14 protein-coding genes and 1 pseudogene are annotated in these 13,997 nt (G+C 70.1%); 6 read left to right on the plus strand and 9 right to left on the minus strand.

Features of this window, described 5'->3' with window-relative positions:
- Positions 1-69 precede the first annotated feature (69 nt).
- From ACFQ7F_RS27515 to ACFQ7F_RS27525, 3 genes are all read right to left on the minus strand, one after another.
- Complete coding sequence (locus ACFQ7F_RS27515) at positions 70-1,401, minus strand: ABC transporter substrate-binding protein (RefSeq protein WP_383275486.1); 1,332 nt, start codon at positions 1,399-1,401, stop codon at positions 70-72.
- A gap of 95 nt (positions 1,402-1,496) precedes the next feature.
- Complete coding sequence (locus ACFQ7F_RS27520) at positions 1,497-2,594, minus strand: substrate-binding domain-containing protein (RefSeq protein ID WP_383275489.1); 1,098 nt, start codon at positions 2,592-2,594, stop codon at positions 1,497-1,499.
- Between the two features lie 119 nt (positions 2,595-2,713).
- On the minus strand, positions 2,714-4,222 hold the full coding sequence (locus ACFQ7F_RS27525; protein WP_383275492.1) for a membrane-associated oxidoreductase: 1,509 nt from the start codon (positions 4,220-4,222) through the stop codon (positions 2,714-2,716).
- 135 nt (positions 4,223-4,357) lie between these two features.
- On the opposite strand from ACFQ7F_RS27525, the gene rpmF reads away from it, so the two are divergent.
- The gene (rpmF, locus tag ACFQ7F_RS27530; RefSeq protein WP_135332135.1) at positions 4,358-4,528 is read left to right on the plus strand and encodes a 50S ribosomal protein L32; all 171 of its coding nucleotides are present in this window, start codon (positions 4,358-4,360) and stop codon (positions 4,526-4,528) included.
- A 27-nt stretch (positions 4,529-4,555) separates the two neighbouring features.
- Here rpmF and ACFQ7F_RS27535 read toward each other — a convergent pair whose 3' ends face one another.
- The 3 genes from ACFQ7F_RS27535 to ACFQ7F_RS27545 form a co-directional block, all read right to left on the minus strand.
- Positions 4,556-4,792, minus strand: coding sequence for a hypothetical protein (locus ACFQ7F_RS27535; protein ID WP_383275495.1), 237 nt, complete (start codon positions 4,790-4,792; stop codon positions 4,556-4,558).
- Between the two features lie 7 nt (positions 4,793-4,799).
- Positions 4,800-5,513, minus strand: a complete 714-nt coding sequence (locus tag ACFQ7F_RS27540) for a TNT domain-containing protein (RefSeq protein ID WP_383275521.1) — start codon at positions 5,511-5,513, stop codon at positions 4,800-4,802.
- Between the two features lie 141 nt (positions 5,514-5,654).
- Positions 5,655-6,041, minus strand: coding sequence for an STAS domain-containing protein (locus tag ACFQ7F_RS27545; protein ID WP_383275498.1), 387 nt, complete (start codon positions 6,039-6,041; stop codon positions 5,655-5,657).
- Positions 6,042-6,504: 463 nt separating this feature from the next.
- Between ACFQ7F_RS27545 and ACFQ7F_RS27550 the strand changes: the two genes are divergently transcribed.
- The 4 genes from ACFQ7F_RS27550 (at position 6,505) to ACFQ7F_RS27565 (ending at position 10,912) form a co-directional block, all read left to right on the plus strand.
- A complete protein-coding gene (locus ACFQ7F_RS27550; RefSeq protein ID WP_383275523.1) occupies positions 6,505-7,686 on the plus strand; it encodes a lactonase family protein in 1,182 nt (393 codons plus the stop codon).
- A 67-nt stretch (positions 7,687-7,753) separates the two neighbouring features.
- Positions 7,754-9,352, plus strand: a complete 1,599-nt coding sequence (locus ACFQ7F_RS27555; protein ID WP_383275501.1) for an alpha-amylase family glycosyl hydrolase — start codon at positions 7,754-7,756, stop codon at positions 9,350-9,352.
- Positions 9,353-9,434: 82 nt separating this feature from the next.
- Complete coding sequence (locus tag ACFQ7F_RS27560) at positions 9,435-10,118, plus strand: TetR/AcrR family transcriptional regulator (RefSeq protein ID WP_383275504.1); 684 nt, start codon at positions 9,435-9,437, stop codon at positions 10,116-10,118.
- 8 nt (positions 10,119-10,126) lie between these two features.
- Positions 10,127-10,912 carry an SDR family NAD(P)-dependent oxidoreductase gene (locus tag ACFQ7F_RS27565; RefSeq protein WP_383275507.1) on the plus strand — a complete coding sequence of 262 codons (786 nt, stop codon included), beginning with the start codon at positions 10,127-10,129 and terminating at the stop codon, positions 10,910-10,912.
- A gap of 19 nt (positions 10,913-10,931) precedes the next feature.
- Here the strand turns inward: ACFQ7F_RS27565 and ACFQ7F_RS27570 are convergent, their stop codons facing one another.
- Positions 10,932-11,585 (minus strand): isochorismatase family protein, encoded by a 654-nt coding sequence (locus ACFQ7F_RS27570; protein WP_383275510.1) that lies wholly within the window; start codon positions 11,583-11,585, stop codon positions 10,932-10,934.
- Positions 11,578-12,830, minus strand: a pseudogene (locus ACFQ7F_RS27575) (amidohydrolase family protein). Before ACFQ7F_RS27575 ends, ACFQ7F_RS27570 begins: the two are co-directional and overlap by 8 nt.
- Before the next feature lie 98 nt (positions 12,831-12,928).
- Here ACFQ7F_RS27575 and ACFQ7F_RS27580 point away from each other — a divergent pair.
- The gene (locus ACFQ7F_RS27580) at positions 12,929-13,219 is read left to right on the plus strand and encodes a YkvA family protein (protein WP_383275513.1); all 291 of its coding nucleotides are present in this window, start codon (positions 12,929-12,931) and stop codon (positions 13,217-13,219) included.
- On the opposite strand, the gene ACFQ7F_RS27585 is transcribed toward ACFQ7F_RS27580, so the two are convergent.
- On the minus strand, positions 13,190-13,909 hold the full coding sequence (locus tag ACFQ7F_RS27585) for a DUF2470 domain-containing protein (RefSeq protein WP_383275515.1): 720 nt from the start codon (positions 13,907-13,909) through the stop codon (positions 13,190-13,192). The genes ACFQ7F_RS27580 and ACFQ7F_RS27585 overlap by 30 nt on opposite strands.
- Positions 13,910-13,997 lie beyond the last annotated feature (88 nt).

Below are 13,997 nucleotides of genomic sequence, written 5' to 3' on the forward strand. Positions count from 1 at the left end.
GTCACCTGCCTTTCTGCTGGTGCTCGTCGGCGGACGGGGGCTTCGGCCGGGTCGGGGCGTTCGGGCCCGTCATGTGCTGTGCTCGGTGATGGAGAGGCCGAGAGCCTTGAGGTCCGGCATGGTTCCGTCGTGCGCGGCGCGCACTGCGTCGAGCAGCGAGCCCTTTCCGCCGCCCGCGCGGGCGAAGCCGTCCTGCATCACCCGCTGGGTCGCGGTCATCCGCGGCCCCCAGACCCAGCCGTCGCGAATCGTCTCGGCCTGTTCCTCGAAGAGGCGGTAGATGTCCTGGCCGGAGTAGTAGGTGCGGTCGAAGGCTTTGCGGCCGACAGGAACCAGGTCGGGTACGGCGGGGTACTGGCTGCTGGCGCCGCTGGAGAGGCGGGCGCGCAGCGCGTCGGGGTGCGAGACCTGCCACTCGATGAACTCCATGGCGGCTTCCGGATGCCGGCTGTCCTTGGTGACGGCGAAGGTGGAGCCGCCGTGGGTGCCGACGACCGGGTTGTCGGGGTCCCACTGCGGGAGCGGGGCGATGGCCCACTGGCCCTTCTGGCCCGGCCTGGCGTTCATCTGCGAGCCGGCGTCCCAGGCGCCGCTGAGCCGGCTGAGGACAAGACCCTCACCGAGCTGGGAGTCGTAGTGCCTGCTCTCGGAGGCGTTGACGAGCAGCAGCTCCTCGTCGATGAGCCCCTGCCAGTACGCCGCGACCTTCCGGGTCGGGCGGTCCGTGAGCGAAATGTTCCAGGCGCCGTCGCGGGTGTCGAACCACTGGGCGCCCGCCTGCCACGCCCACGAGGCGAACTGGGTGCCGCCGTCGGTGGGGAAGAGCGCGATGCGCCTCTCGCGTGACTTGTCCCGTACGGTGCGGGCGGCCTCGGTGAAATCGTCCCAGGTGCGCGGGACTTCGATCCCGTACTCGTCGAACAGGTCGGTGCGGTAGTGCAGCACCATCGGCTCGACGTCGAGCGGGACGGAGTAGACCTTCTTCTCGAAGGTGGTGAGGCCGAGGGCCTGGGGCAGCAGCTTGGCGCGCAGCCTCTCACTCATCAGTGAGGTGATGTCCCGGGCTACGCCGTCGATGGCGAAGCCGGGGACCTGGGGGTATTCGAGGGTGGCGACATCCGGGGCGTTGCCGGCCCGGGCGGCGTTGCTGAGCTTGGCGTATCCGCCCATGGCCCCGGACGGAATCTGCTGGAACTCGACCTGGATGCGGTCGTGGGTCTTGTTGAACGCGTCGACCACTTCCTGGCTTCCGCGCAGTGCGGACCAGAAGGTGATGCGTGTGGTGCCGCCCTTGCTGCGTGACGTGCTGCCCGCGCTGCCCGAACAGGCGCTGAGAGCACCTGCCGTGGGAACTGCGGCTGTCACGGCGAGCAGGGACCGGCGGCTCGGTCGACCAGGCATGGGTGGGTGCCTCCCGCGGCTCTTGTTCGGGACACGGGAATCCTGATCGCGTGAACGATGACGGTCAATAGATCGATCAAAAGAAACTAAAGCGGTCAAACGATCTCGACGTGAGTGGTGGATCCACGGACCTTGAGCTCCGGCAGAAGTTCCGCCCGCTGGGTCGTCACGGCGCCCGGCTCCGCCAACTCGTCGAGCCTGCGCAGCAGAAGCCCGGCCGCCGTCCGCCCCACCTCGTACTTCGGCGGTGACACGGCGGTCAGCGGAGTGCTGCCGAGCGCGGCCACCACATCGTCGTACGCCACCACCGAGCAGTCCTGCGGCACCCGCACGCCGTGGTCCATGAGTTGCTGTACGAGCATCAGCGCGTCGACGTCACCGTGCAGCACCGCGGCCGTCGCTCCGTGCTCGCGCAACCGCGCCGCGAGGTCGAGGGGCTCGCGCACCCGGCCAGGCCCCGCGTTCGCGGCGCTGAGCATCACGGTCCAGTCCTCGATCTCGGGCCGGGACGCGGCGATCTCGGTGAAGGCGGCACGCAGCGCACGGGCCGTGGGGCTGTCGTCACGGGCGGCCAGGACGATCCGCCGGTGGCCGAGCCCGATGAGGTGGTCGACGGCGAGATGGATGCCGTACCAGTGGTCGGTGCAGATCGAGTCCATGGCGTGCAGCGCACTGCCCGCACGCGGCCGACGCTCCATCAGGACCGTGGGCACGCCCGCCGCGGCAAGCCAGGCATAGTCCGCCTCCTCCTCGGCCGCGGTGCGCCAGCGCGGAGCGATCAGAAGCCCCTGGACCTTCTCGGCCAACACCCGCTCGACCAGCGGCCGTTCAGCCCCCTCCACCTGCGGCGCGATATGCAGCGCGACCCGCATCCCGGCCTCGTTCAGGACGCTTCGGGCCCCGTGCATCGTCTCGTACAGGTAGGTGTGCCGCTCGGGCACCATCAGCGCCACGGCCCCGCCGCCCTGCACCACCGGTTCGGCCCGCGGGGCGCCGCGCTCCACGGGTCCGACCGACCGCGCGACACCGTGCCCGCGCCGCAACTTGCCCTCACGGGCGAGGTCTTCGACATCCCGGCGCACGGTGATCACCGAGACCTCCAGGTCGTCGGCGAGATCACTCAGCCGCGCCTCCCCCCTCGACTCCACGACCGCGAGTATCCGCTGCCGCCTGACGTCCCTCGGCTCCCGCATGCTGCCGACCCCCTCGCCACGCACCCGTCGGGTGTTCGTTTGAGCGTTTCCGCTGGAGGATATCGATCATTGCCCCGCCTGTGTCCAGGACGGCGATGTTCGTTACTGGCGGCTCATCGTTACTGGCGGCTCAGTGAGCGGGTGATACCGGCCGCCACCGTGGTGACGAGGACCCAGCCCGTGGCGACCAGGAGATACGAGAGCCACTGATACCAGCCCTCCGGCGCGAAGGCCGACTCCTGCCCGAAGCCGATGATCGGCAGGAGCAGGTCAAGGGTGTAGAAGACGGGGTTGAAGTCGGGGGCCTCGTCGGACTTCAGCGGGCGCGGATGGTGAAGGGCGAAGGCGAGCGCGCCGATGAGCAGCAGGACGAGCAGCCATCCGGCGGCGCGCATCGGACGGAATCCGTAGCCGACCGTCACATCCTGGAGGTGGCCCCAGATCCTGGCGTACGGGGGCAGGGTGCGGCGGTGGCGGCGGAGCCTGGCCAACTGCACGGTGCGGGCGGCGGCCTCGTCGCCCACCGTGCGGTAGGCGGCGGCCAACTGCTCGTAGCTCTGCGGGAGATAACCGGCCGTCTCGCGCTCGAGCAGTGGCAGTCGCCGCTCGGCGGGCAGGTGCGGGGCGAGCCTCTGGTAGGCGAGGCCGTCGAGCTTCACCTGGGTCGGCCACACCTCCGCGGGGACGTGCAGCAGGTCCAGCTGGGAGCGGCGCAGGTTCACGGCTCCCTGGATCGGAGCGGCTTCCCGCAGCCACAGCTCGCCGATGACACAGCTGCTGGCCCGCAGGGCCGATCCACCGGGGTGGGAGAGACGGGCGTAGGCGAGATTGACGTGCCGCGGGATTCTGGCGCCGCTGAGGTTGAGCGTGCCGTGGGCGCGCAACCGCATGGCCCGCAGGTCGGTGCCGACGGACAGCGTCTCGGCGTGCAGGGCCACACCACCGGGAGCATTCAGTTCGGCGTCGTCGAAATTGACCTGTCCTCCGACGGAGGCGCCGTTCAGCCGGACCTGGCCGTGGGCGACCAGACCGACGGCCCATACATCGGTGCCGATCACGGCGTGGTTCAGCTGCAGCACCGCCTCCCTCGCCGCTTCGGGGTCGGGCGCGTCCGGTGGAGGCGATCCGTCGGGCGCGGGCGGGGTGCCGAGCTCCGCCCCATTGGCGAAGAAGGCCCCGGCGATCTGCGCGCCCGCGAGCCTTACGGGGCCCGTTATCCGGCAGCAGGTGATCCGCAGGACCAGCTCGACACGGAGGGTTCCCGCCGTCAGCCCCGGCAGGCACGAGTCGCTCAGGACCAGGGCGCGGACCTGGGCCCCGTACAGATTCGGCGTCTCCTCGAAATAGCAGGACCGCATGCGTACGGGATGCTCGACCGTCCCGTACATGAGGTTGAGCTGCCCCGTGATCCGCGCGCCCGTGAGTTTCAGGCCCGCGATCTCGCCGTCCCGCGTGGGGCCGTTGAGCAGCAGCGCCCGCAGCACCTCGGCACGCACCGTCCGCTCGGGCCCCCAGGATCCACCGGCCCGGGGATCTTCGTCGGGGCTCTCGCGGAAGTCGACGCCCTCGCCGAGCGCGAATGCCTGCCAGACGCGGAGCTCCGCCGGTGTCGCGTCGGTGATCTCCATCAACCGGATGCTGTCGCGGGCGCGTTCGGGCTGTCAACCGCGGGCTCGGACCTGCCAACAGGAAACCTAATTCGAAATGGGATCCATTTTCATATAGCCTCGGCATCGCACCGCCGAGAAAGGACCCGAACACCCATGGCCGTACCCAAGCGGAAGATGTCCCGCAGCAATACCCGTCACCGCCGGGCCCAGTGGAAGGCGAGCACCCCGCAGCTCGTGCCGGTCACCGTCGACGGCTCCGCCTACCTCGTTCCCCAGCGACTGGCCAAGGCGTACGAGCGCGGGCTGCTGCGCCCCGAGGGCTGACGGGCGCGACCGGGTCCCCTCGCCGCCTCATCGCAGCAGGCGCAGCAAGTGGGCGCAGGCCTCCCCCTCGTCCGCGTGCCGGGCGAGGGGATGGTGCGTTCCGCGTTCGTATGTTCCGGTCTCCCACGCCCCGCCGCCCTCGGCTCTGCGCAGGTAGACGAAGTCGGGCGGCGTGGGGACCGGTTCGTGGACGCCCTCGATCCAGTAGTAGCCGTCGGCGACACCGGCTTCGCGCAGCGCGGCGGGCAGTCCACGGATGTCCATCGTCGCGCTAGCCGTTCGCAGGCTCGAGGTAGCCGTGATCGAGCAGCCACTTCACGTTCAGGCGCTGCCCCTCACCCGGGTCCAGGAAGACCGGGTCGAGCTTGACCTGCTGGCCGCCGCCGGGCTGCGCGAACCAGGGGGCGATGCCGCCCTGCCAGACGTGGAACGGCTTGCTCACCTCGTAGACGCGGTAGTCGCAGGCGACCGCGGCGTCACGGGTGTTGAGGTTCTGCGGGGGCAGTGCGCGCTCCGCGTACGAGTCGCCCGCGGGGGCCAGGAACGAGCCGTACTCCGATCCGAAGCGGTCGAGAAGCTCACCTTCCTCCAGCTCCTCGGGGTGCTTGTCGACCTGGCCGTTGACCGTCTCGAAGCCGTCGTTCGGCGGGTACTTCCAGCTGCCCGATTCGGCGGGGCCTTCCCAGTACTTCTTCAGGAAGGACGAAGACGAGAGGCCGCCCGTGCGCTTCCATCCCTTGAGCAGTGGGCCGACCGGCTCCTGCCACTTCTTGGGGAGCCACTTCGGACCGAGCCGTGCGTCCTTGTGGAACTCACCGGTGCAGGGCTCGTGCCGCGCCGAGGACGATATCGCCCCCGCCGACGACGCCGACCCCGCGGACGATGCCGTCGACTCCGTCCGATCCGCCGCCGCCGTCGCGGTGGGCGCTGCCGCCATCGCGGTCGCCACGCCCAGCGCCGCCAGAACAGTACGAATCCGGATCACAGAACTGCGGTCCACTCAGCAACTCCTCGCGTATACACGGGAAACGAAAAACGTCTCGCACACGGTATCCGCGCAGTGGCTCTCAGTGGTCAACTTCCGTCACAGCAGGCCGAAACCAGCCATCGGGTCCCTGCGGACTGTCTAGGCCGGTCTGTTCAGGTTTCCCTCATAGTCATCGGGCGCGTCCAGGTCCGACGGCATGCTGTCCAGGACGGTGAAACTGCGGTCGAGCCGAGTGATGCGCAGTACCCGCCAGACACGCGGACTGCTGCGCACCAGTCGCAGAGGGCGCCGTCTCGCGATGGCCTGGCCCTTGATGCGCACCAGCAGCCGCAGGCCACCGGCGTCCAGGAAGGACACCTCCCGCAGGTCCACCACCACGTCCGCGTCCGACCTGTTCAGCAACTCCGTTATTCGCGGCCCGAGTTCCTGGTCCGCCCAAGCGTCCAGCTCACCACGGAACGTCAGAACTATCGATTCGCCCACCACACGGTGCTGCAGCCCAAAACCCGGGTCGGGCGTGCCCATGATCCACCCCCCTATTTTTCCCTACACCCCGCATACGAAGAGTTACGACAACGCGAGCGGCGCGGCCTTCAGGTCGGCGCCCGACGCCGCCGGGGTCTGGGGCGGCACCGCGAATGGCACCTACATCTTGCCCGCTCAGAGCCAGTTCATACCTCAGGGTGGTATGTCCGGCCACGGTGCGGCGCATATTCGAGGCAAGTTGGTCGTAGTTACTCTCCGTATTTCATGCACGGTTCAACAAGCATGAAACCCTGCAGATGAGAGACCCGATCGGTGTCACCGCTTCCGGTCGCGGCGGCCACGCGCCGCCGCCACATCGCCCACCCGAACCCCGTCAGACGCCCGTCTTTCATTGCACAGAACGCAACTCCGGTTGCGCCTCTTGATCGGGGGGATTCCAAGCGCCACGCTGTCTGCCACACGCGTCACTACCGACACTCAAGGAGTGGACATGGCGGCAGGGATGAACAGTGGGTCCGAGGGACTGCCGGCGACAAATGGCTGGGGACGGCGGGGATTCATCGGAGCCGTCGCCGCCACGGCTGCCGCCGCTGCCATCTCCGCACCCGCGCCCGCTTCCGCGTCCGCGCTCTACCCCGAACGGCCGCCACGCCGCGCACGGCAGCTCTTTCTCGGTACGTACACCTCCCAGCAAGGCGGCGGCACCGGCCTCGGCCTGGCCACGTACGACGAAGCGACCGGGCACATCACCGACACCGGCACGCTGACCGGCGTACCCGACCCCTCCTACCTCTGCCTCCACCCCTCGGGCAAAACTCTCTACGCCGTCAATGAGCGGGAACAAGGCGGCGTGACCGCGATCGCGCTCTCCCCCGCGGGCCCCGAAGTGTTGGGGGCGCGCGGCACCGGGGGTGCGGGGCCCTGCCATCTGTCCGTGCACCCCACCGGACGCTGGCTGCTCAGCGCCAACTACCTCTCCGGGAACGTAGCCGTCCATCCCATTCAAGCCTCGGGCGCACTGGGCGAGTTGAGCGACCTCGTCACCCACTCCAGTCCGCCACCCGGTCCGGGCCAGGACGGACCGCACGCCCACCACATCATGACCAGTCCGGACGGCGGTCATGTCCTCGCCGTAGATCTGGGCAACGACACCGTCTACAGCTACCGCCTCGACACGAAGAAGGGGAAACTCACCCAGGCCTCGTACGCCACTCTGCGACCGGGTGCGGGACCCCGCCACCTCACCTTCCACCCCTCCGGACGCTTCGCCTATCTGGCGAACGAGCTCGACAACACGGTGGTCGTCTGCGGGTACGACCCCGCGAGCGGGCGGCTGTCTCCCGGTGCGCCGCAGTCCACCGGCACGGGCGAAGGCGCCAGCTACCCGGCGCAGTTGGCCGTCACGAGTGAGGGCACCTTCGCCTTCCTCGCCAACCGCGGGCACAACAGCCTCACGCGGTACGCCATCGAGGCGGGCGGCGCCCGGCTGCGGCTGCTCGACACCGTCCCCGTCGGCGGGGACTTCCCCCGGCACATCGCCTTTTCGCCGTCCCAGCGACTGCTGTTCGCCGCGAACCAGAAGTCGAACTCGGTCAGCGTCTTCGAGGTGGGGAGCGACGGCCGACTACGCCTGGCAGGGACGCCGTTCGCCGCCCCTCTCGCGGTATGCGCACTGCCCTTGTAGTCATGTTGCAGGCAGTGGCTGCCGCCCACCCCCGGAAGCCGCATGAAGGAAAGGCCGCACCCGTCCCATGACTTCCTTCCGCCCCGCCCCCGCCTGGCTCTCCGACGCCGTCTTCTACCAGATCTATCCGCAGTCCTTCGCCGACTCCGACGGCGACGGCATCGGTGACTTCAACGGCATCACCGCACATCTGGACCACCTGGCCTGGCTCGGCGTCAACGCCGTCTGGATCAACCCCTGCTTCACCTCACCGTTCAGGGACGCCGGATACGACGTGTCCGACTACCTCTCCGTCGCGCCCCGTTACGGCACGAACGCCGACCTGGCCGAGCTGGTGGAGGAGGCGGGACGGCGCGGCATCCGGGTCCTGCTCGACCTGGTGGCCGGGCACACCTCCGACCAGCACCCGTGGTTCACCACGTCGGCCGACGACCCGGACGACGACCGCTACATCTGGGCGCCCACAGGCTGTCCGGACGGTTTCGTACGGTCCCCGGGGAGCCGCCCCGGCGCGTATCTGCCGAACTTCTTCGACTCCCAGCCCGCCCTCAACTTCGGCTATGCGCGCATGGATCCGGCCGAGCCGTGGCGCAGTACCGTCGACGCCGACGGGCCGCGTGCCAACCGGGCCGCGCTGCGCGACATCATGGACCACTGGCTGCGCCTGGGCCTCGCCGGATTCCGCGTCGACATGGCGCACTCCCTCGTCAAGGACGACCCGGACCGCAGCGCGACGGCAGCGGTGTGGACGGAGCTGCGCGGCTGGCTGGACGCCGCCCACCCGGATGCGGTGCTGCTCTCGGAGTGGGGTGATCCGGCCGTGTCCGTCCCCGCCGGGTTCCACGCCGACTTCTTCCTGCAGTTCGGCGGCCCCACCAACGGCGGCCCCCTGCGCTCCCTGTGGAACAACGGCGAGGGCACCGCCGACGCGTCGTGGGACCCCCTCGACTGCTTCTTCGATCCGAGCGGCAAGGGCTCCCCCCGTACGTTCGTCGAGGCGTGGCAGGCGGCCGACGAAGCCCTCGGCGACGCCGGGCACATCTCGCTGCCCACCTCCAACCACGACTTCTCCCGCCTCAACTGCGGCCCGCGCACCGCCGAGCAGCTCCCGGCGGCGTTCGCCTTCCAGCTCACCTGGCCCACGCTCCCCGCGATCTACTACGGCGACGAGATCGGCATGCGGTACGTCCCCGGTCTTCCCGGCACCGAGGGCAGCGTGCTCGGCCCGCGCTACAACCGGGCCGGCTCGCGCACCCCCATGCAGTGGGACGACAGCGCGAACGCCGGTTTCTCCACTGCACCGGCCGACCGCCTCTACCTCCCCGTCGACCCCGATCCGCGGCGCCCCGATGTCGCCGCCCAGCGGGCCGACGACAGCTCTCTGCTGCACCTCGTGCACCGCCTGATCGCCCTGCGCAAGGCCACCCCAGAGCTGGGGCCCGACGGATCGGTGGAGGTGCTGCACAGCGGCTATCCGTTCGTGTACGTCAGGGGCGGGAGCCATCTCGTGGTGATCAATCCCCGCAGCACACCGGCGGCGTTCACCACCCCTCTCGTGGACGGGGCGGGCCCCCGAGTACTGGAGGCGAAGGGCGTGGAGGCCGACAGCGGCGTCGTCACGGCGCGGGGGTTCGGGTACGGCGTCTTCGACCTGCGTTCCGCATGAGTCTTCGACAGCCGATGACAGCCGATTGAGTCCCGGCGGGACAGATGTCCCATTGGGACATCGCGGGTGTACAGTCGAAGACATGAACAAGGCGACGGAATCCGGCCCAGGAGTCCCGGCCACCGACCGGAGCGGCGAGGACCGCAGGCAGCGCAAGGCCCGCCAGACCCGGGAAGCGCTCGCCGACGCGGCCATCGACCTGATCCTGGAGCACGGCCTCGCGGCCGTCACCGTGGAGGCCATCGCTGAGCGCGCCGACGTCACGCGCCGCACCTTCAGCCGTCACTTCGGCGGCAAGGAGGCCGCGGCGCTCGACTTCACCCGCGCCGACGGCGACCGCATCAACGCGGCCCTGCGCGCCCGCCCCGCCGACGAGCCTCCGCTGGCCGCCTATCACGCGGCCGTACTGGACTGGCTCGCCGCCTCTGAGACTCCGGCCCTGCACCGCCGGGCTCCGAGGCGCGAACTCCTTGCCCTCGTCGACACGGAGCCCGCGCTGTTCGCCGCGTACGAGCGCGTCCGGGTCGACGCCCAGGACGAGTCCGTCCGGATCATCGCCGACCGGCTCGGCACCGACCCCGCCCGGGACCAGCGCCCGGCCGTCGTCGTCGGCGCCGCCGCCGGAGTCCTGACCGCCGCCCTGCGCAGCTGGGCGCGCGGCGGGCACGAGTACGACGCAGACCTCACCGCGCATGTGGAGCGGGCCTACGCCGTCCTGACCAGGGAGGCAGCCCTAGCGGCCCCCCACATAGCGACAGGAAAGTGAAAAGCACCATGAGCACCACCCCCGCCACCACCGTCCCCGACTACGCCACCGAGTTCGCGGGCAAGACCGCCCTCGTCACGGGCGCCGCCTCCGGCATAGGCCTGGCCACCGCCCGCCGCCTGGGCGGGGGCGGCGCGAACGTCGTCATCGCCGACTACAACGCCGAGGGCGCCGAGAAGGCCGCCGCCGAGCTCATCGCGGAGGGCTTCAAGGCCGCCGCGGTCGCCGTGGACGTCACCGAGCCCGCGTCGGTCGAGGCCGCCGTGCAGTTCGCCGTCGACACGTTCGGCGGGCTCGACCTCGCGGTCAACAACGCGGGCATCGGCGGGGAGAGCAAGCCGACGGGCGAGTACGACATCGATGTCTACAACCGCGTCGTGCGCACGAACCTCGACGGCGTCTTCTACTCGATGCGCTATGAGCTCCCGGTCATCGAGGCCGCGGGCGCGGGCGCCATCGTGAACGTCGCCTCGATCCTCGGCTCCGTCGGCTTCGCGGGCTCCCCCGCCTATGTCGCCGCCAAGCACGGCGTCGTCGGCCTCACCAAGACCGCCGCCGCCGAGTACGCGGCGAAGGGCATCCGCGTGAACGCGGTCGGCCCCGGCTTCATCGACACCCCGCTCCTGCAGAAGATGAACAAGGACGACTACGACGCGCTCGTCTCCCTGCACCCGGCGGGCCGCCTCGGTCACTCCGAGGAGGTCGCCGAGCTGATCGTGTTCCTGCTCTCGGAGCGGGCCTCGTTCATCCACGGCAGCTACCACCTGGTGGACGGCGCGTACACCGCCCGCTGATCCCCCGTCGCCACCAGGCCTACGGCTTGGTGAAGTCGACGTCCTGGGCCCTCGCGACGATCTCGACCTCGTCGCCGAGGGCCCATTCGGCGACCCGGGACACCATCGCCGCCGGGACCACGTCACTGATGCCCTCGGCTGCCGGGATGTCGTACGTCGCGTGCGCGTCGTGCGGCAGGACGACACGGAAGTCCAGCTCCAGGGCGGTACGCACGGTCGCAAGGACGCACATCTCGGACTGCACCCCGCAGACGGCGAGGTCGCGTACTCCCCACTCGGCGAGCAGTTCGGCGAGCCCGGTCTCCTCGAAGCCGTCGTCGACGGTCTTGCGCAGGACCCTCTCGCCCCGGTCGGCGTCTGTCGGGAAGCAGATCTCCCAGCCGGGAGTGCCCGGTTCGTCTACGGTCCCTGGCTCACCGTCGTTCTGCAGCTGGACGACGACGGCCCCCGCGGCGCGGGCCCGCGTGATCAGGTCGGTCGTCCGGCCGAGGACGCGGGCCGCTTCGGGCACGGCGCCGTCGCCGGTGACGAAGGCGGACTGCATGTCGACGACGATCAGGGCCTGCACGGGCTTCGCGGGACGTGCCGATTCATGTGCCGATCCATGTGCCGATCCATGTGCCGATCCATGTGCCGATCCATGTGCCGATCCGTGTCCCATTTCCTCACTCATGGTCCACCATCCTGCCGTTCGCCATGATGAGGCGTACGTCGCCCAGGGCCTCCACGTCCGTGAGCGGATCGCCGTGCACCGCGATCAGGTCGGCGCGGTAGCCCGCGGCAAGGCGTCCCACCTGGTCGGCGATGCCCAGAGCGGCGGCGGCCTCCGTGGTCGCCATGTCGATGACGCGGTGGGGTTCGACCCCCAAGTGCTGGTAGAAGCCGAGGCTCTGGGCCAGACCGTCGCAGCCCGCCCGCTGCACTCCCGCGTCCGTCCCGGCGATCAGCCGCGCGCCGTGCTCCGCCATCGTGCGGACCTGCTCGAACATCGCCTTCGCCCGTTCGGCGCCGAAGAACATGGGAAGCATCCGCCAGTTCGGGCTGATGGTGGGGCAGATGCGGATGCCCTTGTCGACGATGGCGTCCAGGACGTCCTCACGCAGGTCGAGGCCCTCGCGGGTCAACCAGGTGCAGTGCTCGATGGTGTCGACGCCGGCCATCACCGCGGCCACGATGCCCGCCGTGCCGTGTCCATGGGCGGCCACCGGCAGGCCTGCCCGGTGCGCCTCACGGACGATCACCCGCAGTTCGGGGGCGTCGAACTGGGCCTGCCAGGTGGCGGGGCCGCCCCGGGTGAGGCCGCGCCGGTGGCCATGACCTTGATGACGTCCGCGCCGAGCTCGGCGTTCTGCCGCACCAGGGCGCGGATCTCGCTCTCGCCCTCGACCTCACCGCCCAGGAACCAGCAGTGGCCGCCCTTCGTGGTCAGCGGCGTGGTGGCGGCGACGATCCGCGGGCCCGGCACCCGGGACGCGGTGATCTCCTCGCGCAGGCGCAGGGTGATGCGGTCCCGGTCACCCAGATCGCGCACCGTGGTGACACCGCTGCGCAGGAACTGGAGCGCCCGCTCCTCCATCGCCGCCATCAGAGTGGTGTCGCTGTGCGCGTCCAGGACCGCGACGGGGTCCTTGCTCGCGTCGAAGACCAGGTGGACGTGGGCGTCGATGAGGCCGGGCAGCACCGTGGCGTCGGGCAGCGCATACCGCTGAGACACGCCTCGCGCCAGGGGCTCGACCTCGGCCCGGGCACCCGCGGCGACGATGTCGGCGCCCTGCGTCAGTACGGCGCCGTCCATGACGTACTGGCCACCCGGCCCGGTCAGAACCCGCCCTGCCGTGATCAGCGTCTGGCTCATCTCTGCCTTTCCAGGAAGGAGTTGGAGGAGCTGGCGGTGATGCCGGCCTCCATCCTCCGTCATGGGAGGGCAGGACGGGATGTTCGCGCGCCGTCCCGCGGGTACCCATAGCCTGGGCCGAGTGCCCGCGCAGGACGTCGCAGAGCGGAGGTCAGGGTCTGGTGAGCACGGAAGTCACGGTTCTCCTCGTTGCCGGCGCGATCCTGGTGGCCGCGACGCTCGCGGTCGCGATCGCGCTGCTCGTACGTCTGGTCCGCGCGCGCCGCGATCTGCGCAGAGCGGGTCTGCCGGTCGAGCGCCAGTGGGTGTTCTGGGCCGCTGTCGCCTATCTCGTCCTGCCGGCCGATCTGCTGCCCGACCCGGTGTTCCTCGACGACATCGGGGTGCTCGCCCTCGCGCTGCGGTCCATGAAGTCGGCGAATTCAGGCGTCGGGCGGAGTGGGGCGCAGTAGCGGGCGGCGCAGGTGCCGCGCTTTGGTCAGGAGGATGTGCATGCGTTCGGTCACCTGGCCGAGGTCCTCGACGGGCTCGTCGAAGGCGAGCCTGACGTCCGCCTGGCTGCTTGCCTTCTCCAGGCGCAGCGTGAGTGCGTAGCGGTCGATGGCGAGCGGGCGTACGCGCACCACGCCGTGCAGGCTGTCCGAGCACACGAGCCGGGTCAGCTGCTCCACGGCGTCCTCGTGCGAGTCGGCCAGATGAGTGAGCAGCCGAGCCTCGGCCTCGGCCAGCGGATCGGGGGCGGCCAGGGCCAGTTCGTCGAGGTCGATGCCGATGCGGCCGCCGGTGGAGTCGTGAAGGACGGCGCAGGTCGGCGCGAAGATGAACCCCTCTCCGTCGGGTACGAGCGACCCCGAGAGCCACAGCCGGGCCCGGATCCGGTCCCTGACCGGTACGGGGGCGACGTCGGCGAACTCCACCAGCGTGGACGGTTCGCCGCGCGGCGCGCAGATCATCGCGGTGGCCAGCGCACTGTCCGGTGGCGGTGACAGCATGAGGATGCCCTCCGGCGTGACGCTGTGCGCGCCGACGAGTTCATCCCTGCCGATCTCCGTGGTCACCGCGCAGGACCATGCCGTGGTGAGCAGTGAGCGAGCGCGTGCCGCTGCGGTGGGCACGGACGTGCTGACGTGACGGACACCCATTCTTCAACCTCCATTAGGTAAGCCTTGCCTAACTTATCGGAGATCGCGGAGCAGGGCCAGTACGCGAAAGGCCCCGCGCGGTGAACCA

The sequence above is a fragment of the Streptomyces sp. NPDC056486 genome (assembly GCF_042795295.1).
In the GTDB taxonomy this organism is placed as follows: domain Bacteria; phylum Actinomycetota; class Actinomycetes; order Streptomycetales; family Streptomycetaceae; genus Streptomyces.